At 54.2% G+C, this 23,865-nt stretch carries 17 protein-coding genes and 1 pseudogene; 4 read left to right on the top strand and 14 right to left on the bottom strand.

The genetic code is table 11. The features are described from left to right. Positions 1-127: 127 nt before the first annotated feature. From K2F33_RS12650 to K2F33_RS12615, 9 genes and pseudogenes are all read right to left on the bottom strand, one after another. On the bottom strand, positions 128-5,404 hold the full coding sequence (locus K2F33_RS12650; RefSeq protein ID WP_263881879.1) for a tandem-95 repeat protein: 5,277 nt from the start codon (positions 5,402-5,404) through the stop codon (positions 128-130). A gap of 99 nt (positions 5,405-5,503) precedes the next feature. Next, positions 5,504-6,037: pseudogene (locus K2F33_RS33715) on the bottom strand (DNRLRE domain-containing protein); the annotation flags it as partial. Positions 6,038-6,149: 112 nt separating this feature from the next. Further along, positions 6,150-6,677 carry a phage tail protein gene (locus K2F33_RS12645; RefSeq protein ID WP_212985242.1) on the bottom strand — a complete coding sequence of 176 codons (528 nt, stop codon included), beginning with the start codon at positions 6,675-6,677 and terminating at the stop codon, positions 6,150-6,152. A gap of 26 nt (positions 6,678-6,703) precedes the next feature. Continuing rightward, positions 6,704-7,198, bottom strand: a complete 495-nt coding sequence (locus tag K2F33_RS12640; protein WP_212985243.1) for a phage tail protein — start codon at positions 7,196-7,198, stop codon at positions 6,704-6,706. A 34-nt stretch (positions 7,199-7,232) separates the two neighbouring features. Further along, positions 7,233-7,751, bottom strand: coding sequence for a phage tail protein (locus K2F33_RS12635; protein WP_145140817.1), 519 nt, complete (start codon positions 7,749-7,751; stop codon positions 7,233-7,235). Further along, entirely contained in the window at positions 7,748-8,248 is a 501-nt protein-coding gene (locus tag K2F33_RS12630) for a GNAT family N-acetyltransferase (protein WP_212985244.1), read from the bottom strand. Before K2F33_RS12630 ends, K2F33_RS12635 begins: the two co-directional genes overlap by 4 nt. A 255-nt stretch (positions 8,249-8,503) precedes the next feature. After that, entirely contained in the window at positions 8,504-9,637 is a 1,134-nt protein-coding gene (locus tag K2F33_RS12625) for a response regulator (RefSeq protein WP_212985245.1), read from the bottom strand. Further along, on the bottom strand, positions 9,615-12,764 hold the full coding sequence (locus K2F33_RS12620; RefSeq protein ID WP_263881878.1) for an ATP-binding protein: 3,150 nt from the start codon (positions 12,762-12,764) through the stop codon (positions 9,615-9,617). Before K2F33_RS12620 ends, K2F33_RS12625 begins: the two co-directional genes overlap by 23 nt. A gap of 346 nt (positions 12,765-13,110) precedes the next feature. Next, positions 13,111-13,611: a CYTH domain-containing protein gene (locus tag K2F33_RS12615; RefSeq protein WP_212985247.1), complete on the bottom strand. Its 501-nt coding sequence runs from the start codon at positions 13,609-13,611 to the stop codon at positions 13,111-13,113. A 377-nt stretch (positions 13,612-13,988) separates the two neighbouring features. Between K2F33_RS12615 and K2F33_RS12610 the strand changes: the two genes are divergently transcribed. After that, entirely contained in the window at positions 13,989-14,738 is a 750-nt protein-coding gene (locus tag K2F33_RS12610) for a class I SAM-dependent methyltransferase (RefSeq protein WP_263881877.1), read from the top strand. A gap of 6 nt (positions 14,739-14,744) precedes the next feature. Here K2F33_RS12610 and K2F33_RS12605 read toward each other — a convergent pair whose 3' ends face one another. Both K2F33_RS12605 and K2F33_RS12600 read right to left on the bottom strand, forming a co-directional pair. Further along, positions 14,745-15,017 carry a hypothetical protein gene (locus K2F33_RS12605; RefSeq protein ID WP_263881875.1) on the bottom strand — a complete coding sequence of 91 codons (273 nt, stop codon included), beginning with the start codon at positions 15,015-15,017 and terminating at the stop codon, positions 14,745-14,747. 97 nt (positions 15,018-15,114) lie between these two features. Then, on the bottom strand, positions 15,115-15,708 hold the full coding sequence (locus K2F33_RS12600; RefSeq protein ID WP_076173772.1) for a TetR/AcrR family transcriptional regulator: 594 nt from the start codon (positions 15,706-15,708) through the stop codon (positions 15,115-15,117). A gap of 221 nt (positions 15,709-15,929) precedes the next feature. Between K2F33_RS12600 and K2F33_RS12595 the strand changes: the two genes are divergently transcribed. Next, on the top strand, positions 15,930-16,805 hold the full coding sequence (locus K2F33_RS12595) for an NmrA family NAD(P)-binding protein (protein ID WP_263881874.1): 876 nt from the start codon (positions 15,930-15,932) through the stop codon (positions 16,803-16,805). 295 nt (positions 16,806-17,100) lie between these two features. Beyond that, a complete protein-coding gene (locus tag K2F33_RS12590) occupies positions 17,101-18,078 on the top strand; it encodes a ring-cleaving dioxygenase (RefSeq protein ID WP_076173774.1) in 978 nt (325 codons plus the stop codon). A 36-nt stretch (positions 18,079-18,114) separates the two neighbouring features. Here K2F33_RS12590 and K2F33_RS12585 read toward each other — a convergent pair whose 3' ends face one another. Together K2F33_RS12585 and K2F33_RS12580 are read right to left on the bottom strand one after the other, a co-directional pair. Continuing rightward, on the bottom strand, positions 18,115-19,608 hold the full coding sequence (locus K2F33_RS12585) for an FGGY-family carbohydrate kinase (protein WP_263881873.1): 1,494 nt from the start codon (positions 19,606-19,608) through the stop codon (positions 18,115-18,117). Between the two features lie 186 nt (positions 19,609-19,794). Then, entirely contained in the window at positions 19,795-20,673 is an 879-nt protein-coding gene (locus tag K2F33_RS12580) for a hypothetical protein (protein ID WP_076173776.1), read from the bottom strand. 430 nt (positions 20,674-21,103) lie between these two features. On the opposite strand from K2F33_RS12580, the gene K2F33_RS33630 reads away from it, so the two are divergent. Continuing rightward, the gene (locus K2F33_RS33630; RefSeq protein ID WP_318672441.1) at positions 21,104-21,529 is read left to right on the top strand and encodes an exosporium protein C; all 426 of its coding nucleotides are present in this window, start codon (positions 21,104-21,106) and stop codon (positions 21,527-21,529) included. A gap of 91 nt (positions 21,530-21,620) precedes the next feature. Here K2F33_RS33630 and K2F33_RS12575 read toward each other — a convergent pair whose 3' ends face one another. Continuing rightward, on the bottom strand, positions 21,621-23,792 hold the full coding sequence (locus tag K2F33_RS12575) for a Sip1-related alpha-galactosidase (protein WP_263881872.1): 2,172 nt from the start codon (positions 23,790-23,792) through the stop codon (positions 21,621-21,623). Positions 23,793-23,865: the final 73 nt, after the last annotated feature.

Raw genomic sequence — 23,865 nt, 5'->3', positions numbered from 1 at the left:
CAATCTGGTCATTGGGCGCGCCTATATCGGTCCGAACGTGAGGTGTAGCTGTACGGCTAGTCTGTTTGTTGGCGACAAAAAAGGCCTGGTCCCCACTTTGGGGGACCAGGTCTTTTAGTGTGCTAAATTATTGTACATCCTTGGCATCCGCATCCTCGATACGGACGCTGCCGTCTTTCAGGACTTGAATGTCGTTTGAGGCCGATTCGATATCCGCCGCAGCCCAATTGGACGCTGGAACGTCAGGCCAGACGGATAGCTTCTGACCTTTCAGCAGAGGGCGTCCGAACAGCCGGTTCACGACCGACACCGCCTCCGCCCGGGTGAGCTGCTGGGCGGGACGGAACGTGCCATCATCAAACCCGGCCATCAATCCGGCCTGCTGCATGGCGTTAATCGCCTGACTGGCCCAATGGCCCCTTGCGACATCCTTAAACCCGCTTCCTACGGCCGATGGTTCGAGCCCTTTCAAACGGGCGGCGATCGTCGCCATTTCGGCTCTGGTTACGCCCTGCTCCGGTTTGAAGCTGCCTTGATCATCGCCGGACATAATGCCCGCAGCGGTCAACTCCAGCACCGCTTTGGCCGCCCAATGCGTCCCCGCCAGGTCCGGGTAAGCGTCCGCCAACGCCGAATCGCTCAGCTGCATTTGGCGTGCGATCAGGGCCGCCATTTCGGCGCGGGTGATCGGAGCCGCCGGACGGAACGTGCCGTCCGGGTAACCGGAAATATAGTGGACGTAAGTTTGGTAGTCCGCGTCCGTCGAGATAAACGTGAACGTGCTGAATTTTTCCACACGGATCTCGAGTCCGATCGGCTTGCCGTTTTCATACACCAGCTCCCCGGTCTTCACTTCCTTCTGCCCGTCACTGTGCTCCACGAAGATCGCTAAGCCGTTCAGAAAAGCAGCCTGCTGCTGAGGATCCGCCGAAATATCGATACCGGTGAGCGGAAACATGACTTTGGTCTGCCGGTCGGCATAGTTCGTTTCGATCGTCATCGGCTGTCCCACCGCACGTGTGCCGCTATTGCGAACATACTGCTGGAGTTCCTTGGCATCGATGACACGGTCCTTGATCTCTTGAGCCGCCCCTGACTGACGGACAGGCACGACGCGGAAGTACAAATCTTTGCCGTCCGAGTTCAGCTGGTTCACCGTCCCTGCTGGCAATGTAATCCGTGCGCCTTCCGCTTCGATGACAAGGCTCAGCCCCGCCTTGTTCAGCTTGCCTACTGCCTCAGCCGACACGCTCACGGCGACTTCGTCCGCCGGTTGGCCCGGAATATCGTCGATGACGATGCGGGCAACCTTCGACTTGTCCCCGGCTGCATTGGCGACAACCTCGTCGACCTTCGTCCCTTTCAGGGCCACCGAATCAACGACTTTCCCGCTTGCGTTGGTGGCTCGGGTAATGTCGACCTGGACGATGCCATTCGCATTATCCTGGTCAGTGATGACCTTGGCTTGGCGGGTTCCATTACCATGACCATTACCATTGCCGCCGCCATTTCCGCTCCCGTTACTGCTGCCGTTACCATTGCCATTGCTGTTCCCATTTCCATTATTACCGCTGCCATTGCCGTTGTCGTTGCCATTGCCGCTCGCTTGGCGGTTAATTTGCAGCGTATACGTTCGCGTCGACCCGCCTTGTGCCGTCACGACGATGGTCACTTCGTTGCTGCCGACCTTGAGGTTGACCGTTTGCGATCCGCTGCTGCCTTGTGGAAACCCGTTCATGACAAGAGTAGCACTTGGATCGGCTGCAATGGCAGCAACCGTAACCGTCTTTTCGCTGCTCGGCACGTTTAGAGTGTATTCCCGCTTGTCCGGATCAAACGCCGGAGAGATGGAATACCCGCCAACCGTCAACGACGAAAGATTGCTGGAAACGACCTGAACGGTGCGTGTCTCCTCAGGCGCCGGATTTCCGCTGCTGTCTGCGACGTTGTAATGAAGGATATACGTTCCAAGGGTGTCGGAGTCGACCGAACCGGTTACCACAACCCCATCCGTCAGATCCTTATCCACTTCATCGTAAGCGGAGTAGCCCGGTTCGTCATATGTTTGACCCTTCGGCAAATAAATCGTCGAGTCGCCATTCAGCGTAATGACCGGCTGGTCTTCATCCAGAATGTCAAAGCTCGCTTGGGCGGAGGCGGTTTGAAAGTCATCGGAACCGTCCGTTTGGCCGTTGTCTACCACGACGTACGTGAAGGATGCCTTACCGGAGAACGCAGGATCCGGAATAAATTTCACATGATCGTCCACGATCGATACATCACCTCCGACCGGATCTGCGACGTCGACTACGGACAGCGTCTGGTGCTGGCTTTCATCCAGCGGACCTGCCGAATCGTTGCCGGTCAGATCGGGAAATGGAATGATGACCTTTCCCGTCCCTTTTTTCACCTTTGGCATGTTGTCATCCTGAGCCACAGGCGCGTCATTTACTTCAGTAACCGCAACGGTAGCTGTAACCGCATCGCTCAGCAGCGACCCGTTGGTATCCAGTGCGGCCTGTATCAGGAAGCCAAAGCCGGTCGTACCGTGCGCATCCGGATTCGGTGTGAATTTCAAACCGGCTCCCCCCTCGGACACGGTGATAAAGTCACCGTCGAGAATCGGAGTCTGGCCATTTTGCTGGTACAGGGTGCCTCCCGTAATGCCGCTGATTTTAAAATAATTAGTTACGGCTCCGCCAGCCGAAGTCGGAGTGATCACCAGCCCATTTTTTGTTTGTGTATCTTCGGCAGTTGAGGCCGGCGTAACCGTCGGCTTGTCAGCCCGGGCATTGACGGTAAGATTCACGGTCGCTGTTGCGGACTGCGGATCCAAAGCTCCGTCCGTTTTGCCGTCATCCGTAACCGTGTATTCAAAACTGGCCGCTCCGCGGTAATTGATGGCCGGCGTAAAGATAATCGCCGACTTGTCATCATTGAAACGAACCGTACCGCCGGTCGGATGACCTACATCCGTAATCTTCAGCGTCTGGCCGAATTCATTGTCGGCTCCCTTTGTGTCATTAACCAACAGGGACTCAAAGGAGATGACCTTCTCACCCGAGTTCTCTTCAATGGAACCCAAGTCGTCGTCCTTGAGATTCGGCTGGTCATTCACTTCCGTTACTGTGATATTTGCCTGAGCAGCCTCGCTGAGTCCGGTCCCTTGGTCATCCAGCGCTGCTTGGACCCGGATCGAAAACGTATCAGCCGCAGCCGAGTTCGCATCCTTGGCAGGCGTAAACTTTAAGCCCGCTTCTCCCGCGCTCACCGGAATAAAGCTGCCATCCTCAATCGAGGTAACGCCGTCATTCCGATATAACGTTCCGCCGTTGATGCTGGAAATTTTGAAAAATCGGACATCGGTCCCGTCCGCAGCATTGGGTCTGATCTCCAGACCGTTATCCGTCTGTTTGTCTTCCGTTGTGGAAGCATCCGTCACAATCGGTTGATCGGCAACCGATTTGACGTTGAAAGATACGTTAGCCTCGGCTGATTTGTAATCAGGAGCGCCTGCCTTGGTTCCGTTATCGGTTATTTTGTAAGTAAACCCTGCGCTTCCGGAGTAATCCTTGGTCGGCTTAAAGACGACAACTTTGCCTTCTAGAGTAACCGTCCCGCCTACAGCAGTGTTGACGATCGGTTCGAGCGACAGCTCCTGATCGTCCTCATTCGATGCACCCTTACTGTCGTTGGCAAGCAATTCGTCGATCGGAATCCGAACCTCGCCCGCATCCTCATTGATATCCGGCCGCACATCATCAACGGCAACCGGGTCATCGTTCTCCTCGGACACGGTAATGTTAGCCGATACCGCTTCGCTCAGCCCCGCATCACTTTTGTCCACCGCGGCCTGTACCATGAACGAGAACTTGTCTCCGTACGGTGAGTTGGCATTTTCTCCAGGGGTGAATTTCAAGCCGGCCTGCCCTTCACTTGCCGTAATAAAGTCGCCATTCGAGATGGGGACCGTGCCGTCGTTTTTGTACAGCGTCCCGCCCTGAATGCCGGTGATCTTAAAGTAATTCACTTCGGCGCCATCCAAGGAATTGCCCGAGATGACCAAACCGTTGGAAGTCTGGTTATCCTCTGTTGTCTCAGCGTCTGTCACTGACGGTTCATCCGCTACAGGTTGAATTGTGAAGGATACCTTGGCTGGAGCCGTCTTCGGATCAGGCGAGCCGTCTGTGGTTCCGTTATCCGTCACCGTATAACTGATCTCTGCCGGACCGAAATAGTTCGGTGCAGGGGTAAAGACGATGGAGTCGCCGTCCAAAACGGCTGTGCCATGAGCAGCCGTCAAGCTGTCCGGCACAATGGACAACGTTTGTCCGCTCTCATTTGATGCGCCTTTGCTGTCATTGGAAAGCAGTTCGCTAATCGGAATCTTGACAACCTTGTCCTCCTCTGCAATGTCCTGCTCCAGTACATCATTAACAGCTACCGGCGGGTCGTTCACCTCGGATACCGGTATGGACACCGTCACCGGATCGCTTAATTTGTTGCCATCACTAAATGGAGCGGCTTGGACCGTAAAACCAAAACCGGTCGTCCCGCTGGCATCGGCATCCGGTTTAAATTTCAATCCGGCCGCCCCCTCAGCAGTGGTAATGAACCCATCATCATTGGAAATGAGGGTTGTACCGTTGGCTTTATATAGCGTCCCGCCCGTAATGCTTGTGATTTTATAAAAATTCGCCGTCGCGCCGCCGTCATTCCCCGGCGTAATCACCAGGCCCGTCGATGTCATCGTATCTTCCTGGGTGCTGGATCCGATGACTGAAGGCTTGTCCGCACGTGCCTCAATGTTAAAAGAAACGGTCGCTTCACCGGATTCCTTAGGGTCCTCAATAGATCCGGTTTTTCCATGATCCGTCACCTTGTATCTAAAGGAAGCCTCCCCACGGAACCCCGGAGTAGGTGTAAAAATCACATTGCTGTCGGATAAAACTGCCGTTCCGCCAACTTCGCTGTCCGGTATTAGGCTGAGGCTCAATTTTTGATCGGATTCATTGTCCGGGCCCACCGAATCGTTACCGGTTAAAGCGCCTACCGGAATCGTGATCGGACCGGAACCTTCCTCAAAAGGTGAAAGGGTGTCGTCACTAGCTGTTGGAGCATCATTGACCTGGTTAACGGTGATGTTGACCGACGTGGCTGGACTTAGCCCAGTGCCGTTAATATCCTGGGAAGAGTAGGCGTTGAAAGAGAACGTGCCGTTGCTGCTGTTCGCATTCGGGTCTGGAAGAAATCTCAAGCCAGCCTCACCCTGTTCCCTGGTAATAAAACTGTTGTTTGGAATTTCTGTTGTACCATCCTGCAGGTACAGTTTACCGCCTGTAATGCCGCCAATTTTGAAGTGCGTAACTGGAGTTTCAGCCGGTTCGCTTGGATCAGGCGTCAAGACCAGCCCGCCTGTCAACATTGTATCTTCATCAACGGTAAGTGAAGGGTTCGATACGACCGGCGGCTTTGAATTCGAAGATAGCTCAAGTGTCAGCTGGGGCTTATTTAAAGAAGCCTCCATGGTTAGAAACGTAAACTCCATTCTCGATTTCCCGTTACCCTCTAGCAAAAATGTCAGACTCGGATGATTCTCCCGCATCTGTTCTTGAACGAACGGAGTCACGTCTATTTCCAACGGTCCAGTATCTTTTTGAGGATCCAAAACTTTGGTGAAAATCTGAACTTTATCATTGTCCTTATTAAGGCCAGGGTAGTCGGTACCCCATGAATCTGGTTTTGTAGAATCCTTCAATCCATAAAGATTGATACTTGGAACGGAAAGGGTATCCGCATCCGTATCAATGACCTGATTAATGTAAATCATTAATTTCGCCGAGCCTACATTCATTCCCGCATAACTTGATAAATCAAAAGCGATTGCCGCCCTTTCATCACCAAACTCCTGATCGCTATTTCCAACGAAAAGTTCAGCCAAGTCCGGATAGTAACCAGTTTGATCCCAGAGCGCATCTGCACTAGGAGTAAGTGAAACAGGCCCTGCATCTGCGCTTACACTATGAGGGAGCGCCATTTGTGGCGAAAGTAAAAGCATGGTGGATACGGCGAGCATCGTGGCTCTTTTTTTCATCGGTTTTCCTCTTCCTGAGTCACTTTTTTCTTGTAAATACAATTTAATTACCAGCTTATTGTTGCTTTGGAGGAAAAACCCCTTCTAATGCGATGATGAAGTTGAGCATAACATACGGCTGCATATTGTTATGCGGCTGGTTTTCACCTTGAGCCCCTACTGCAACCGAATTCATTTGTACGGAAGGTGTAGCTGAATAGATAGAACTTCCTCCCCGGCCTCCCGTATAAGCAGGCACAGCCCCTGTTGGATCCTGCGTCGTTAGAGTCGCTGTAGAAACGCTTTTGGCGGTATGCGTATGATTCGGCATCTGTGTCATGTCCAGGGTTACGGTAGCATCCCCGCCCTTCCCGGTGAAGCTTCTTGGCGTTAGGCCTGGGCCCTCTCCTTGGTGCATTGGTGCGCATCCGCGCATATCCGGCAAAGCGAAATTGGTTGTCCCATTCCCGCCGAATTGGGCGCCAAGGACAGAGAACAATAAGGTATTGCTTTGAATGGGCAGCAGACTGCCGTCACAGATAGCCCAGCCGCGCGGGGCGTAATTGCCGGCGAACAATCGAATTTCTCCTACATAGGGATCCATGTAACGTACCTCTCTCTCATAAAATGCTAATTTCGGGGTGGGAAGGTTCCTATTATTGCAATACAGTAGTTGACTACGGTGTAAGGCTGCATGTTGCTGTGTGGCTGGTTCTGCCCGCTGGCGGCAAGTGCATTCGGGCTCATCTGTACATTGGGCTGAACTTCGAAGTCCAGTGTAGCCCCGCCTCCCCATACATTACCTGCAGGGGTTGCTGAAGTGGCGTTCGCTCCAGCCGTCGCCAGATGCGTATGCTGCGGCATCTCGTTTACGGTCAGCGTATGCGTTTCTTCTCCTCCGGTTTGTCCAACCCTTGTCCCTGCCGCATTTTGAACCGGTACCTTTCCTTGCAGATTCGGCAGGGCAAAATTTTTGACCCCATCGCCCCCAAATGAAGTTCCTAATATGGCATATAAAGCTTGGTTCTGTTGGATCGGAAGCAGCTGCCCATTGCATAGAGCCCAACCTTCCGGGGCGTAATTCATTGCAAACATCCGAATTTCACCGATAAACGGTTCAGCCATGATTGTTACCTCCGTTGTAGATATATGACTTACATTAACCCTGTGATGGATACAACCCTTCGGTTGCGATGATGAATGAAACCGTCAGGAACGGCATCATATTGTTATGAGGCTGTCCGCCCCCCTCAGAGCTTATCGCTGCCGCATTCATAGCGCTGTCCGGCTCTGCTGTGGAATATTGTTTTAAGGAGCCCTTTGCCCAAAACGCATTGCTCGGATTGCTCAACGTCCCTGGCGCCGATTGCGCGTTCAGCATATGGGTATGCTGCGGCAGCTGCCCCTCGGTTAAGGTCACCTTTTCCGTGCCTCCCTGCTGCCCAAGGTTGTATGTTGTTTGTGTCTGCGGGTTTTTGCCCATATGAACGGGAAGGCGCCCTCGGAGGTCCGGAAGCTTAAAATTAGTTTGACCGTCGCCCCCGTACGTGGTTCCAATCAGGCTGTACAGCGCTTCGTAACCATTGATCGGCAGCGTCGTACCGTCACAAAATGCCCAGCCTACAGGTGGATAGTTTCCGGCAAACATCCGGATTTCGCCTACGTACTGATCACTCATTTGTCATTGCTCCTTTGAATATGGTAACTTGATTCAGCATGCCGCCACTCCATCGTGATATAGGGAAACGACTCGCCAATCAAACGAAAACCAAGCCTGTCATATAACTGCCGCGCGGGGCTATGCTCCAGCACATGAAGGCGCACCTTCTTGTGCTCCCGCTCTACTGAATTCTGAAGGTTCCGGATTAGGAACGTTCCGATTCCTTGATTTTGGAAATCGGAGTGAAGCGACACGTCGACAAGTAAATACGCATCCTCCGTCATGTCCGTAATCATTCGCCCCACAGGAGTCTCGTTATACATAACGATCTGGTGCACAGCCCTGGGGTACTGATGAAGATAGGAATGCTTTTGCGCTGCATACTGCATCTTTAAGAAAACATTCCGCTCCGCTTCTCCCCAGCCGAAAGTCGAGATTTCTTCTGCCCGCGTGTCCGCGTAAACCTCGAACAAAAACGGCCCGTCTTTTTCGGTGACCTCTCTTAATCGAATCATTTCATGTACGACCTCAGTCCCAAAATGTAATAGAACACTCAGAATTCCTTGGAATCGTCTTAATTACCCAACACATGCCGACATGATAATTGCATCATATTGCCGAAACGGCGAATTATTTTTAGCAGGAATATTTTTTTGTCGTTTATACAAATGTTTTATCGAATTTTGTCATTTCACTCCCGAATATTTTCCTTTATTCCTCTGAACCGATTCTGAACAAAAAACTTCGGCCTGATTAGCCACCACCTCCTCTCATCCAATCCGAAAATACTTCTCCGCCAGCATCATCGTCTCCATCTCCGGCTCGGCGTCCAGCTCCTCGGACAAGACCCGTACAAACGCATCATAATGCCTCTGTGCCTCGCCTGTTTCGCCGGCCTGAAGGTAACTGAGCAGAACCTTCCGGCAAACCTCATCCGAAAAAGGCTCAACGCTCTGCAGGCCCAGCAGCCGGTCCAGCGCCTTGCGCGCCTGTCCGACGGCTTGTTCATATTCGGCGGCCAGCAGGCTGGAGCGCACGAATTGGCGCCGAAGCTCCTCGCGGGCCGACATCGCCCAGCCGTAATCATGCTCCTCAAGATAGTCGCCCTGATATTGGGCCAGTCCGCTCTGCAGGCGCTGCAAGTCGCGCAGGTCACGGATTTCTTCCATGGCGGTATCCCTCAGGAACCGGTCCACGTCCACCTCGACTTCCCGCTGTACCAGACAATAGCTCTCATGGGAGTAATCCACGGTGGAGCCCAGTCCCCAGGCTTTCAGCATTTTGCGGACCTGGTACACGGAAGTATGCAGCTGGGTCACCGCTTTATCGGCGGAGAGTTCCGGCCACAGGGTCATTAAAATCTGGTCCTTCGCGACCCACCGGTTGCGGTGATGCACCAGCAGGGCGAACAGCTCCTGCGCTTTCTGCGTCCGCCATTTGAGCCGGCTGCCGCTCCCCGTGCCATCCAATACCTCAATCCGCTTAAAGCAAATGACTTGGGGATCCTGCCGGACAAGGACAGGTGCCGCCGTCTCCTGCTGAGGCGCCAAACGCGCCTCGAGCCGGCTTACGGTTTTGGCAAACCGCTCGGGATCAACCGGCTTCAGCAGATAGTCGATCGCGTTTACCTCGAACGCTTCAATCGCGTACTGATTGTACGCCGTCACGAACACCACCTGAATACCGGGATGTATAGCGTGCAGGCGTTCCGCCGCCTCCAGCCCGTTCAGGCCGGGCATCTCGATATCCAGAAACGCGATGTCCACCGGAATTCCCTCGGCATGCTCCAGTGCCGCCCGGACCTGCGTAAATTTGCCGGCGATCTCGATTCGCCCGTCCCCTTGAATCAGCCGATCCAACTGAAGCAGCGCCGGATTTTCGTCATCGACCAATATCGCTCTCATGCTTGTCCTCCTCTTGTGTCACCTGAGAGTCACCCTGCTTCTGCTTCGGCACATGGAACCGGACCACGGTTCCCCGCTCCGGATCGCTGTCGATCATAAGCTCCGTACCAAAAAGCGTCAGCAGGCGGGCGTTAATATTTTTCAGCCCTACGCCGTTCCCGGCTCTGCCTTCCCGCACAGCTTCCATCCGTTCCGGCGTCATGCCAATCCCATTGTCCTCGACGGCAATTTCCACTCGCTCTTCCAGCTCTCGCACCGATATCCGAACCCTGCCGCCCTCTTCCTTGCGCATGATTCCGTGCCTGACCGCATTTTCAACGATCGGCTGGATCGTGAGCGGGGGCACCAGACGATTCATATCCGCCTGAATGTCGTAGTCGATCTGCAGCCGGTCCTCAAACCGGGCCTTCTCCAGGTTTAAGTAGGACGTAACCAAGGCCATCTCCTGACGAAGGACGGTCAGCTGGTCCCGGTTGCGGAAATCGAAGCTCCCCCGCAAGTACCGGCTGAGCTCGTGAAGCAAGCCCGCCGTCTTCTCCGGGTCGATAGGCAGCAGGGCGATCATCGTATTCAGCGCATTATACAGAAAATGCGGCTTAATTTGGGCCTGCAGAAAGGCCATTTCCGCAGAAATGGCGTTCCGGACCGACCTGCGCAGCTCCAGCAGGGTTCTGACCCTGGCCCGCAGCTCTTCGGCATCAACCGGCTTGCGGAGAAAATCGTTCGCCCCGGCCGACAGCCCGATGCGGACATCCTCCGGCAGGCTTCTGGCCGTCAGAAGAAGAATCGGAAGGGCCGACAGGGAAAACTGCCGGCGCACGCTTCGGCACAGGTCCAGGCCCGACATGCCCGGCATCATCCAATCGGCAATGACCAGATCGATCGACTGCCCGGATTGGATCTTTTCCAGCGCTTCCTGACCGTTGCTGGCCGTCATCAACCGGTAGCCCTCGAGTGCCAGCAGATTGCGCAGCACCTGAAGATTAACGGGATCGTCGTCCACCATCAGGACGGTTGCGCGTTCCGCCCCGTGATCAGGCATCTGCGGATCGGTAAGCGCCAGCGCCGCAGCCGTTTCCTCGCGGATGGGCTCCGAAGAGATGCCGGCTGCTGCGCGATCTGCCGTTTTCGGTCTTGGACCGGCGGCAGGAACGGTGAAATGAAAGGTTGAGCCCCGTCCCAGCTGTGATTCGACCCAAATGCGGCCGCCGCTCAGCTCAACGAGCCTTTTGGTAATGCTGAGCCCAAGGCCGGTGCCGGAAGCTTCGTGCCCCTCCGGCATGTCCAGCTGATCAAACGGAGTAAAAATAGCCTCCAGCCGATCCGCCGCAATGCCAATCCCGGTGTCGGCCACTGAGATATGCACGGCGTCGCCCCGTTGGCCGGCCGCAATCCGGATACTTCCGCTGGAAGTATTCTTCACCGCATTGCCAAGGAGATTAAACAAAATCTGCTGAAGACGGTCCTCGTCCGTCAGCAGGAAAGGCAGATCCTCCGGCAGGCTTTCCTCCAGCATGATTCGTTTGCTCCCTGCGAGATTACGGATGATCTCCAGCACGGAACCGGTCACCGAAGCCAAATCAACGGACTGCCGCCTCATGACGATCTCCCCGTTCTTCAGCTTGGCAAAATCCAAAATATCGTTGATGAGGAGCGTCAGCCGCTTCCCTGTCGTCATGATCAGCTTGAGATTGCCGCGCTGCTCCCGGTTCAGTTCCCCGGAGGCCCCTTCCAGCAAAGATTGGGCCATGTTGACCATGCCGTGCACGGGTGTCCGCAGCTCATGGGAGGTGTTCGCCATAAACTCATCCTTCAAACCATCCAAGGTCAGGAGCCTGCGGGACAGCTGCTCCACTTCATTAAACGTCCGGTCGTAGCGCCGGGCGAGCAGGGCCGACTGAGTCACGACGAAGATCAACATTTCTGCGGGAGTAAAAACCATGCCTTCGTAGACCCCGATCAACGGGAGCAGGTTGGTGATAATAACCATGAGGATGCTGATGATGCCGAGAATCGTCAGCAGGTATTCTCCCGAATTTCGCCGCCGACGGAGGTCCCGCAGCATGATGCCGATAATGTAGGCGATGCATAACGCTGAGAAGGCGACCAGCAGAGGTTCAATTTTTGAGAACAAAATACTTGGAAAAATAATCGCAACCGCGATGGATGCCCCGCCGAGAAACGCGTAAGAACGCATGACGATGGGATGAACACCGCCGCGTACCGAAGCGGACACAAACTTTAATAAAAAATAGTAAATCAGCGCGGATATCATCAGCTGGCTCTTCAGGACCCACTCATAGGATAGGCCCGGCAAAATGCCGGCAATCAGCTTCTCCCCATGCAGCAGGACATAACCAATCGCCGTCAGGCAAAACAACCCCAGATGCAGGGAGGCCGGCTCCTTCTTGCGGATTTGCTGAAATCCGAGAAAATATATGGCGGCGGTAAAAAATCCGGCGATCGTCATCCAGTCGGCGAACAAATACATCTCTTTGCTCTGCATAATCGCGTGCTGCTCCCCGAACAGGATCGGCGTAAATACGCCGCCGGTGGTATACAAGTAATTGGCGACCTGAACGATAATTTCGATCCGTCCGCCTGAAAGGGTGGCAAAACCCAAGAAGGGAACGTTATTCTGAACGCCGTCATCGGCGGTACGCCCAGGATTTCCGCTGGCTCCAATCTCGTAACCGCCCATGAACACCCGGCTGGCGGAACGGATATTGTTGGTCTGCAGGCCGTACGTCAGCGCTTGCCCCGGCTTGACCTGAACGATCAGGCGAAACGTCCCGTAGCCCGCGGCCATTCGCTGCCCTTCCTCCGCAATATAATCGTTCCAGGCGCCCGGCAGGCGTGCCATCCCGGACAGCCTTGGACGCTCGTCTTCCTTCACGGTGACGCTGCGGTCAAAATCCTTTGGAGTCAGCAGCTGGCTCCGGTAAAATTCCCACTCCCCGTTCAAGCTGATCGCTCCGTGATGCCCGAGATCTAGCTTGCTGAGGTCAAGCACCCCTTCCACCGCCGTAGGCTGCCTGTCCATCACGAACTGCTGCCAAACGGCGTACACCGGCAGAAACAGCACCAGCAGCATGCCAATGATAAAAATAATCCATTGCCTTTTCATCCCAACGCTCCCCGGGCTTTACGCAGGGTAAAGCCTATATTCAAGCCGCTTTTCGCGCGCTTTATTCTATCAAAGCAACCGCTATACTTTATGTCGGCGCCGTGAGCCCAAAACGTAATAAAAAGCCCCCTCCAAAAAACATTTATTTTTAACCATCAAAATAAAAAAACATCTATCGGCGTCATTCAAGGAAGCCAAACCGTTGTACTATGGCAGCTTTTCTTGCGCTATAAGGAATCCGGGTATTCGAAGCATCCACATCCTTGGACAAAAAAAGAGACCTTTCGGTCTCTTGATTCCGGCCCCAACTTGATCCGTCTCGTGGCCAATGGAGCTCCATAATTCCCTAACTTCGCCGGGACTGAAGCTCACGCCAAACCTTCTTGTTGCTGTATTCCTTATCTGTGCTGATGTCCTTCCCGAACCATTCTGGTGGAACGAAGCTTTCGGCCTCCTCCTCGGAGCCGAACTCCACTTCCAGCACCATCAGCTGGATTTGATCGTACTCATCGATCTCCACCTGCAGGTTATCCCACAGCGCGGTAGAACGCTTTTTGATCAAAGGGACGGCTCCATGGGCCTGAATCATCTGGTCATACAAACCGCCGGCGATAGATACCTCCACCTCTTCCCGGGCGATGCCGAACCCCCTCTTGAACGTATGCGTATACTCTACGTCTCCGCTGACGGCATCGGTTATTTTCCGAACCCTCAGTTCCTGATCTTCATACAGCGCAAGATACGTCTGCTCGATCAGCTGCTCCTTGACGATCCGCAGTTTTCCTTCCTTAACCTGAGCCGCCGGGAATTCCGGCAGCAAAAATTTGCGTTCAATTTCTAGCGGCACCCGCTGTTCCCCCTTGAAAATGGTTAAGCCGATACCCGGCTCTATCCATCCATTCATTTTGACTTAAGACTTGCCCCTTACATTTCATCCACAACATAGCATTACCCATTATACGAACGAAACCATAGGAGGACAATCATTGGATTGCCGTTTGCCCTTGTATTCCGGGATTAAGGCCTTTTATAATGTAACTATTCTTTCAAAGGGGTGAAGCGAATCGTGGCACTGCATTTCGTTCGAGGTATGTAATTTCCGGGCTGGGTCAAAACGCGTACCAGCTATCAAGGGACACGTCTGTCCTTTGATCCATTTGGAAACGAACCGGCAACGTCTGCATGCGTCACTATTCTCTTACTTTTTGAAAGGTGGAATCATCTATGGATTCTTTTGATTATAAAAAATTTTACAATGAAGTCGGCCAAATGAACGGCTGGGATTTCAGCCGATTGAGCGTGATCGTTGAAGATGCCCTGTGGAATTTTTGGAGCGAAGTTTCCTCCCGCTGTAAGGCCGGAGATATTTTACTGGATATCGGCACCGGAGGCGGCGAGGCTCTGCTGCGCATGACGGATGCGGCCCTGCTTCTGATCGGCATCGACCATTCGGAAGCCATGATTCACACCGCCAACCGGAACCGGGAACGATCCGGCAGGTCCAACATCCGCTTCTTGCCCATGGAGGCGTCCGAGCTCCATTTTCCTGAACGATTCTTTCAGGTGATCAGCTGCAGGCATTCGGAGTTCAATGCGGCCGAAGTCGCCAGGGTGCTGGCCGATGACGGGGTGTTCCTCACCCAGCAGGTCGGCGAAAGCGACAAACGCAATCTGGCGCAAGCTTTCGGCAGAGGCCAATCCGGGAATACCAAGCGGGGAACGCTTATGGAGCGGTATGCCGCCGAACTGAAGGAAGCCGGATTCCGGCAGATCGATTGCCGGCAATACGATGCGGTGGAGTATTATGCGACGGCCGAAGACTTGATCTTTTTGCTGAAGCACACCCCGATCATCCCCGGCTTTGGGCAGACGGAGTCGGATTTTCAGACGCTGCACCGCTTTATTGCCGAACATCAGACGCCGAAAGGAATCCAGACGAATGCCGACCGGTTTATGATCATCGCTTATAAATGACTATTATTACTCAACCTTTTCAACACTTAACACCTTGATATGTTTCGGATCATACACGTCCTGACTGGTATAGCGGCTCTCCAGCCTGAGGATCACGCGGTCATGGACTTTGAATTTATCAATATTCTTCGATACTGGAACACAGGTACCCTTAACGCAGATCTCTTTAAGATCTGAATTTATGGTATCGATCTCTCCTTCAACAGTAAAAATATTATGCTTTGCCGTGCAGCCAACCATAAAGCCAAGCGTCAGCATGGCTAGAATCCGTTTTCTCATCTTCATAGCCTCCTTAGCGCACAGACAGCAGCTGATCTTTATGGTCGGCTGCTGTCTTTTAACATCGTATTCATCCCTTCCGTTAACGATCATCCTTTTAGGATTGTTCCAAAACGGGAGCCAATCCCGCCGCCACGACCACCAGCATTTCCTGCACCATCTCCTCCGCCGGGCGATGCTCAGGGTCTCGGCTCCACTGAATGGCTGTCCCCAATATGCCCCAGCTTATGAGGAGAGCCGTGGATTCCACCGCTTTTTTTGCCTCCGGCGCCTTCGCTTCTTCGCTCAACCATGTGAACAGGAGTTGATAGAGTTCTTTATGAATGGCGCTTTCAAACAGCGGCTCATACGGACTGTTCTCCGGAGTACGAATCATATATTGCCGGGTAAGGGCAAGAAAATCAAAAACGATTTGAATCAAAGACCGCAAGCTGCTCATATTGGATATGGAATGATTAGGTAATTCCCTCTCCAGTTTCTTTTGGAATTTTTGCCTCATCCAACACTCCAGGAAAGCATACTTATCTTCGAAATGCGCATAAAATGTGGCCCGATTAACCGTCGCGCGATCGGTAATGTCCTGCACGGAAATAGAGTAAATATTTTTCTTTTGCTCGATCAGCTCCATAAAGGATTGCAGTAATAATTGACGCGTGCGCTTGACGCGGGGATCGTTTGGGTTTACTGGCATGCTATCACTCCTTGGACTTATAACCTAATAAACAACAAAATCGTGCAGATGTTGCCTACACAACGAAAACGGCTTGCTGCTGATTGCCTGCATGGCTGAACCAAACTAATATCATGTATACAGTATAGTTTAGCCGAAAATGACGCTTAAACAACACTGTTAATTAGTTGCTCTCTCTAATAAGTTGGGCCAGCCATAACCTATGAAAGGATGAATTGTTCATGATCGTTATTACGACTCCCACCGGTCAAATCGGCCAGCAAGTCCTTGAACGCATCGTTGATAGCGGGAAGCCGATCCGTGTCATTGCCCGGGACCCTTCCCGGCTGCCGCAGCGGGTGCGCGACCGTGTCGAAGTCTTTCAGGGATCACACGATGACATGGATGTCGTCTCGAAAGCATTCGCAGGTGCAGAGAGTGTTCTTTGGCTGGTGCCTCCGAACCCTCAATCGGGGAACTCCACGGAATACTATTTGAATTTCACCAGACCGGCTTGCCAAGCCATCCAGAGCCTTGGAGTGAAAAGAGTGGTGGGCGTGTCCAGCTTGGGGCGTGGCTTCGGCAGAAATGCCGGGATATTAACCGCAGCGTTTGAGATGGACGCGCTCATCGAAAGCACAGGTGTAAGCTATCGTTCACTGCGTATGCCGTACTTTATGGAAAATATGTTTCATGATCTGGAATCCATCAAAAGCCACGGAACGTTCTATATGCCTACGGCTGGAGATCAGGTGCTCCCGCTCTGCGCAACCCGGGATATCGCCTCGACAGCAGCAGCACTCCTGCTCGATGAATCCTGGAGCGGTCAAGACAGTGTCCCGGTCGTCAGCCCCGATTCTTTAACACCCAATGAAATGGCGCATGTCTTGTCTGAAGTGCTCGAGCGTCCGATTCGCTTTCAGCAGGTTTCCATTGCTGAGTATAAAGCTACCCTATCTCGCTTTGGATCGGAGGCTTGGGTCAAGGATTACATGGATATGGTCATTGCCCAAAATGAAGGCATCTACGACGACGATTTACAAAAGGCACAGCCTTCTGACACCAGCTTCCGCACATGGTGTGAAGAAGTGTTCAAGCCGGCTGTACTAGCCCCCTGATGTCCCTTGAAAAATGACCAAAAGGAATCTATGCCTGTGAAACCCGGTGTCCAGCGATACCGGGTTTTTATTTTGGGTTCCGGTGGACGATTAGTTCAGGCCCCATACTTTATCCCGATAATTTGCCATAGATCTCTAGGTTTTTGCCGATGAATCGCCAAACGTTTGACACATCGGCAACAACGTGCTATATTTATCTTAAATTAAAGATTCTTTATAACAAGGAATTGACGCAAGCCATTTCATTCATGGAAAAACAGTTTTAAGGGAAGCTTAATTATAAGGAGGAATTATCATGAACGGATTAAAAGGAATTCACCACGTGACTGCGATTACGAGCAGCGCGGAAAAAAACTATCAGTTTTTCACCTATGTGCTGGGCATGCGCCTGGTCAAAAAAACGGTAAACCAGGACGACATCCAGACTTATCATTTGTTCTTTGCCGATGACAAAGGAAGCGCGGGAACCGACATGACATTCTTTGATTTTCCCGGCATTCCGAAAGGCGTTCACGGCACCAACGAAATCGCCAAAACGTCGTTCCGCGTTCCGAGCGATGCGGCACTGAGCTACTGGGTGAAGCGCTTTGACCGCCTGAACGTTCAGCATTACGGCATTAAAGAGATGTTTGGTAAAAAGACGCTCTCCTTCGTCGACTTCGACGACCAGCAGTACCAGCTCATTTCCGACGAGCATAACGAGGGTGTTCCTTCCGGAACGCCGTGGGAAAAAGGGCCAATTCCGCTGGAGTACGCCATCACGGGCCTGGGCCCGGTCTTTGTGAGAATCGCCAATTTTGATTATTTCAAAGAAATGCTGGAGAAAGTATTCGAGTTCAAAGAAATCGGCCAGGAAGGCTCCTACCACCTCTTTGAAGTCGGCGAAGGCGGCAACGGGGCTCAGGTCGTCGTGGAATATAATGCCGTGCTGCCGCCAGCCCGCCAAGGCTTTGGTACGGTGCATCACGCGGCGTTCCGTGTTGAGGACCGCGCCGTGCTGGAACAATGGATCACCCGCCTGGACGAATTCGGGTTCTCGACTTCGGGTTACGTGAATCGTCACTTCTTTGAGTCGCTGTATGCGCGGGTGGCGCCGCAAATTCTGTTCGAGCTGGCGACCGACGGCCCTGGCTTTATGGGCGACGAGCCTTACGAAACGCTGGGCGAAAAGCTGTCCCTGCCTCCATTCCTGGAGCCGAAACGCGAGCAGATCGAAAAGATGGTGCGTCCGATTGACACCGTGCGCAGCACGATTGAATTTACAAAAGAATAAGACGTTAGTTTATAAAAAAGCAGCTCCTGATTTCGGTCAGGAGCTGCTTTTGTAATAGGACAGCAAGGGCTGGAGCAGGCCGAGAAAGCCTTGCTCGTACAGCTTCCGGTACATCAGATGGCGTTCCGGATCAGGTTCGTACACCTTCGCCTCGGGGTAGGTTACGGCAGCAGCCGCTTCGCGGAAGGACGGGTACAGGCCGGCCCCGACGGCGGCGGCCAGGGCAGCCCCGAGCAGAGAGGCCTCCGCTGCGCCGGTCATGGTCAGGCGGACGCCTGAGACGTCGGCCTTGATCTGCAGCCAGTGGCTGTTCCGGGCTCCGCCGCCGACCACGTGCATCCGACGGATTGGACTGCCGCCGACCCGTTCGGCGCGCTCCCGCAGCAGCTCCAGCTGATAGGCGTTTCCTTCCAGCACTGCCCGGATCAGGTCCCCCTTCTTATGCTTGGCGTCCAAGCCGATGAATGCGGCCCGGGCACCGGGCTCGGGATGCGGGGCGCCGCTTCCGGTCAAATACGGATAATACAAAATGCCGGTGGGCTGCCCGCCCGCCTCATCCAGCAGCCGCATCATATCCGGGTAGGACATGCCGGCATCCGATAAGGCTTCGCGGGCCCACTCTACCGAACCGCCGGACGAAGAATGTCCTCCCATCCAGTACATGCGGCCCGGCACCGGATGAATGCCGAAAGACAAGCCCGATGCATCGTCGGCATCCCCCAGGGGACGCAGGAGGAACGTCCCGACCAGCGTTTCGGCGGTCCCCATCGAATTGTACGTGCTGTCCGGGCCGTCCGGGCAGGCCAGCGAGGCGCACACATGGTCATGTCCAGCCAGGATGACCGGCGCATTGCCGAGGCCGAGGCCGTCCATGGCCGGCAGTACCGTGCCCACTGGCGTTCCCGCCGGGTGAATGGGCGGAAACAGCTGCGGATCCAGCCCGAAGCTGCGGATCAGCGGCTCATTCCAGGCGCGGCTGTCAATCCGGTATGCGTAAGTTCTGGCCGCCAGCGTCTCATCCTCGGCGATCCTGCCGGTCAGCCGGTAAGCGATGTATGACGCGGCGGACAACCATACGCTGCCGTCCAAGGCGTCCGGGTACGCTTCCCGCAGCCACAGCAGCTTCGGCAGGCCGTGTTTGAACGACGGGCGCAGTCCGGTCATGCGGAAGAGCTCCCGTTCATCCACCTCCTGCCTGATCCGCTCCGCCTGCGGTGCCGAGCAGGTTTCGAACCAGGGCAGCATCGGAGTGCGCGCTCTCCCATCCGCTGGATTCAGCAGCAGGCCGCTCTCCGCCATGCTCGTAATCCCGACGGCATCGATCGCTTCGTCCCGCTCTCCAAGACGCTCTACCGCCTGCTGGATCAGACCGGCCGCGGTCTCCCACAGCACATCCGGGTCATAGACAGTGGTACCGGAGGGGCCTTGCGCCTTCGGGTTCGGTGCCGAGACGACGGCCATTTCCGAGCCATCGTTCCCGAACACCCCTGCTTTGATATGAGTCGTGCCGATATCCAAAGAAAGCAGCATCCCGATTCCTCCTCTCCAAAAAGGGCTCCTCTACGGGAGCCTTATGTATATTTTTTTATATCCCAATCGTAGCATGTAGGATTTGAAGATAACACCCTCCCAGCCCGGGACGTGCATCACACAGCCCCACTGCCCCCAACAGCATATGCTGCCGGGGTATCCAGCATCCGCCGGGGAGAGCAGTCCTTACCAGGACGAGAGTTCCGTCCGCTTCCAGTTGTCTTGGGCAACGCACACGTATACGTACTGGTCGTCCCAGGCCATTTGTCCCTGACTGCAGGGCTCGGTGGATGATTTCGGCGTATGCTTCTCACGGATGCGGAGCTTGTCTCCGTTTACATCCAGCTTGGTGTCCGGTTCATCGGTGCCGATTCCGACATTGCCGTCGCTCCGCTGCATGGTCAGCGGGGAATCGACCACTTCGCCGTCGTCGCCATAGCGGACGAATTGGAGGTCGGACCCTGTGTTGCCGCCCTTCTCTTTCGTGCTGTCCGCCCGAACGGCCCATCTCGGCGTCGTTTTGTTGTCTTCGCCGGCAACGCTGAACTGGAGGTCCCGGTTCGACCCGGTTTCGCCCGCAACCCGCAGGATGCCGTTCATCACATTAAAATTGGATGATTGGGTGCGGATTTCGCTGACGTCCATGTCGTAGGGAATTTCCAGCCGCGTGAACAGCTGGTCCGCATATTGACCGTCCGGCGACATCGTCGTCTCAAACGAGAGGTGTTTATGGTCGTGCTGCTCGGGATTATTCGCTTTGTCGTGGGAGATGATGGCGGTCTTATCCTTCCCGTTTTCGTCGGCCCAGGCAATCGCGGGTTTGGCGCGATCGGCCGTCCACTGCAGCCGGATCAGGTCGGACTGATGCCCTTCCTCATTAATCCACTTCTTGTCGGTGGACAAAAACAAGCGCTCATTATGCGGAACGACGATTTCGCTGCCGTTCTGTTTCGTTTGATCCAACACGCCATCTGCCGAGCTCAATGTTCGGTCGGTGCATCCGATGCCTACCAAGCAGACGCCCCCAAGTATTATCTTTGCGATCATCGACTTCGATATTTTCATTGCTATCCCTCCGTTATCATTTCATTCGACTTTATTTATGGAATCAGCCAAAAGCTCCGTTTGATCGTATACTAGACCGCACACTGCGTACATCCATTTCATCAAATTTCCCGGAAAAATGATTCTTTTCGTCTATAAAATTTTAAATCCGATGTGCCGACAGCGGTTTTCAAAATAGGTCTTGCTGGTAATATTTTTCTAAAAGTTACCAATACACTGCAAATTACCGCAGCTCCTCCTATTTATATGAATATGTACCTATGCGGCAGTCAACGAGTCCAGCGGAGGGTGATCCATAAATCCGGAAGATAAGGAGGCAAGGAATATACCTATATATTGGCATCAACTTAAAATCTCCATATTCATCGTCCAATCGTTCTCTCATTGTTCAACATATCGTAGAACTATCAAACCAAAGGAGTTGATATGATTGGCACGTATTCTCGATAAAGCCACCTCTCAGCCGCGCCGCAGATTCAGTCTGACAAACGCTTTTACGATTCGGCGTTCACCGGCAAGATCCCGGCTTGCTTCGATCACGTTACGGATTCCGGCGAACGCTCAACCTAATAGGGTAGATTTAGTAGCAACCGTAGGCGTTCGGGGTGTCACAGGGATTGCACAAGTTCTGTTTAGAGTCTTCCGAGATGGAAGAGAGATTTTCAATACACTGCAAGGCATTGAATCCGTTGGCTCTGAACAAAACTATGTTGTGACGTTCCAAGCGGAAGATCGAAATGTAAGATCGGGTTCCCATGTGTACACGGTTACCGCCGAAAATACAACGGCAAATACAAGAGTCGATGTTGTAGGGCCGATATCGTTCAGTGGTTTAGCCGTTAAAACTAGAACTTAATATTGCAGCGAAAATAGTTAAAGCAGCTCGTTTGTCATCAGATGAACGAGCTGCTTTTGCTATTTTTTTCATCAAAGCCTTCATGCGGATTTTACGACGAGACGATTTCGATCTGCACCGGTTGGCCGGGCTCCCCGCAGAGAACCTCATAAAAATCGCCGGGGTCGCCCCCGACCGGAGCGGCCTCTACCATCAAGCCGTTTGCGGTAACGCTTAAAGGCGCCGTTCTGGAAGCAAACACGAACCGGCCGCCTTCCCGCAAGCGGACGTTTGTCACCTTGCCTACCTCAGTACACCCGGCAACCGCCGCCGGCGAAATGTATTTGTCGGCCAGCCCAACCGGGGTAACGCTGCCCGTAACCGGGACGACCGCATAGAGGGCGCAGCCTCCTTCCTCCAGACGGATCGGGGTCTGCTCGTCGGCGCGCATCAGCCAGCCCTTGCCGGCAAAATGGTCGTACACGGCGAATTCCCCGCCGCCGAGTCCCGGCACATCGGCCGGTCCGATCGAACCCATAACCTGAGCAGAATCCCCGCTGATATGAAAAGCCGCCACAACCCCTGCGCTGCCCGCCCGGTTCCACAGTTTAAGAGGAACATGCTCCTCGGCCGGATTCAGCAGCAGGCAGTCCGGGGTCGGATTGGCCGTCTCGTCGCAGCGGATGACGGTGCCGTCTGTATAGATCAAAGGCCAAATGCGCGACGGATCGGTATTTCCCGGAGCGTCGCTGATATAGACCGGACCTCCGCTCACCGCGCGCAGCACCGCACTCTGCACGTCGTCGTGGTTTTTGGACCAGTACATATCCCAGTCTCCCCAGTAAAAAGCCCCATGGTAAAAGGAATTGTAGCCGTTCTGCAGCGCATGCTCCGGAAAGCCGCGCTTCTCCTGCGGCACAAAATCGTCGCTGTTGCGCGAAACGGCCGACTTCGGCCGGTGCCATATATTTTCGGACGCCATGCCCATGCAGTTGATGATCGTCCCGTCAAAATGCAGCGCAACCGAAGCCTCCAGCGCCTCGTGCGCAGCCGCGGCAGCTTGGCCGATAGGCATACGTCCCTGCAGGTAGTTCAGAACCGCGCTTTGGCTGTCCACCTTGACGAAATCGACGCCCTGGCGGCGCAAAAATCCGTGCCAGGCATGCCAGAAGGCAAAGCCTTTGCCGGCTTCCGGATAAGGGATAAGATTGCCCCGGGGCACCCGGTACAGATGGTCCGCATACGTTCTGGCGATCGGGCTGTCCTCCAGAATGCCGCCCCAGTAACCGGCGATGGTGTGCCATACCCCAACATGGCGGATGCCGTACCGCTCCTTCAGTGCATGCACGGCACGCTTCAAACCGCCGGGAAATTTGACGGGATCCGCTTCAAAGGAAGACAGCTTGCCTGCAGAAATATCGGACCAGCCGTCGTCGATCATCACCCAGCCGACCGGCAGCCCAAGCTGCTGCAGCTCGGCGGCTTTGGCCAGCAGCCCTTCTTCGCTGACCTGGTGGTAAAAAGCGTCCCAGCTGCACCAGCCGAGCTTGTCCAGCATCGCGGGAAACGGCTTCTGTTCCCGCGGCAGCGTCGGATAATCCAGCTCTTTCAGCGCGGTGGCCACATTGCGCTTGACGAGATCGTACGGATCGCTCCCGGCCGCAAAGGCAAACACAAGCGCTTCACAGCGGGTATGCCCTTCCTCATAAGCGGATAATCGAAGCGTAATCCCTTCCTCGGCTCCGGCGGCATCCGCACGCCACATCGGCCCCGTCACCGGAAGCAGGTGGCAATATTCGCCTGCTGTCTTCCACAGCAACGACTGCATTTTCTCCGGCAAACCGGACAGATCGGTGCCAAAATGTGGGCGGGTCCACCAGTCCTTATGCTGGTAGTTGGCCATCAGCCCCTCGATTTGCCCAGCGGGCCGCAGCGTCAGCATGACCGCATGCTCCCCTGCGAACGAGCGCTGCTTGCCGAAATCATTTTCATTGGCGATGCCGGCTTCCACGGAGACCAGCATCGTGCCGCCTGCCTTCTCGCGCACAAAAATCCGGGCCTGAATGGACTCATCTTCGCTTCGGTAGTGAAATGAGGTCTCTTCAAAAATCCTCTGTTCCGTCGAACCTTTCTCTGTTTCTGACCCTGTCAGCTGCAGCCGAACCGCTTCCGTCCCCGACTGAAGCCGAACGGAAAGGCCAAACGGCCGGAGCAGAGCTTTCTCCACGCCGTCCGCCCCAAGGTTTTCACTGGAATGAAACGCACCTTGCCCTTCGATACTCATCAACGATTCCCCCTGCTGCTCCCAAAATGACGAACATGTCAATTTCCAACTATCTATACGTCAAAGGCCTGAG

It is taken from the genome of Paenibacillus sp. PSB04 (assembly GCF_025809195.1).
GTDB classification, from domain to species: domain Bacteria; phylum Bacillota; class Bacilli; order Paenibacillales; family Paenibacillaceae; genus Paenibacillus_AQ; species Paenibacillus_AQ favisporus.
Note: the sequence above shows the minus strand (reverse complement) of the source record. Positions and strands in the feature narration are given on the sequence as shown.

Bases quoted from the DNA above. Each gene is read 5' to 3' on its own strand.
- K2F33_RS12645 (WP_212985242.1), bottom strand. From the start codon at position 6,677: ATGGATCCCTATGTAGGAGAAATTCGATTGTTCGCCGGCAATTACGCC.
- K2F33_RS12640 (WP_212985243.1), bottom strand. From the start codon at position 7,198: ATGGCTGAACCGTTTATCGGTGAAATTCGGATGTTTGCAATGAATTAC.
- K2F33_RS12635 (WP_145140817.1), bottom strand. From the start codon at position 7,751: ATGAGTGATCAGTACGTAGGCGAAATCCGGATGTTTGCCGGAAACTAT.
- K2F33_RS12630 (WP_212985244.1), bottom strand. From the start codon at position 8,248: ATGATTCGATTAAGAGAGGTCACCGAAAAAGACGGGCCGTTTTTGTTC.
- K2F33_RS12625 (WP_212985245.1), bottom strand. From the start codon at position 9,637: ATGAGAGCGATATTGGTCGATGACGAAAATCCGGCGCTGCTTCAGTTG.
- K2F33_RS12620 (WP_263881878.1), bottom strand. From the start codon at position 12,764: ATGAAAAGGCAATGGATTATTTTTATCATTGGCATGCTGCTGGTGCTG.
- K2F33_RS12610 (WP_263881877.1), top strand. From the start codon at position 13,989: ATGGATTCTTTTGATTATAAAAAATTTTACAATGAAGTCGGCCAAATG.
- K2F33_RS12605 (WP_263881875.1), bottom strand. From the start codon at position 15,017: ATGAGAAAACGGATTCTAGCCATGCTGACGCTTGGCTTTATGGTTGGC.
- K2F33_RS12600 (WP_076173772.1), bottom strand. From the start codon at position 15,708: ATGCCAGTAAACCCAAACGATCCCCGCGTCAAGCGCACGCGTCAATTA.
- K2F33_RS12595 (WP_263881874.1), top strand. From the start codon at position 15,930: ATGATCGTTATTACGACTCCCACCGGTCAAATCGGCCAGCAAGTCCTT.
- K2F33_RS12590 (WP_076173774.1), top strand. From the start codon at position 17,101: ATGAACGGATTAAAAGGAATTCACCACGTGACTGCGATTACGAGCAGC.
- K2F33_RS12585 (WP_263881873.1), bottom strand. From the start codon at position 19,608: ATGCTGCTTTCTTTGGATATCGGCACGACTCATATCAAAGCAGGGGTG.
- K2F33_RS12580 (WP_076173776.1), bottom strand. From the start codon at position 20,673: ATGAAAATATCGAAGTCGATGATCGCAAAGATAATACTTGGGGGCGTC.
- K2F33_RS12575 (WP_263881872.1), bottom strand. From the start codon at position 23,792: ATGAGTATCGAAGGGCAAGGTGCGTTTCATTCCAGTGAAAACCTTGGG.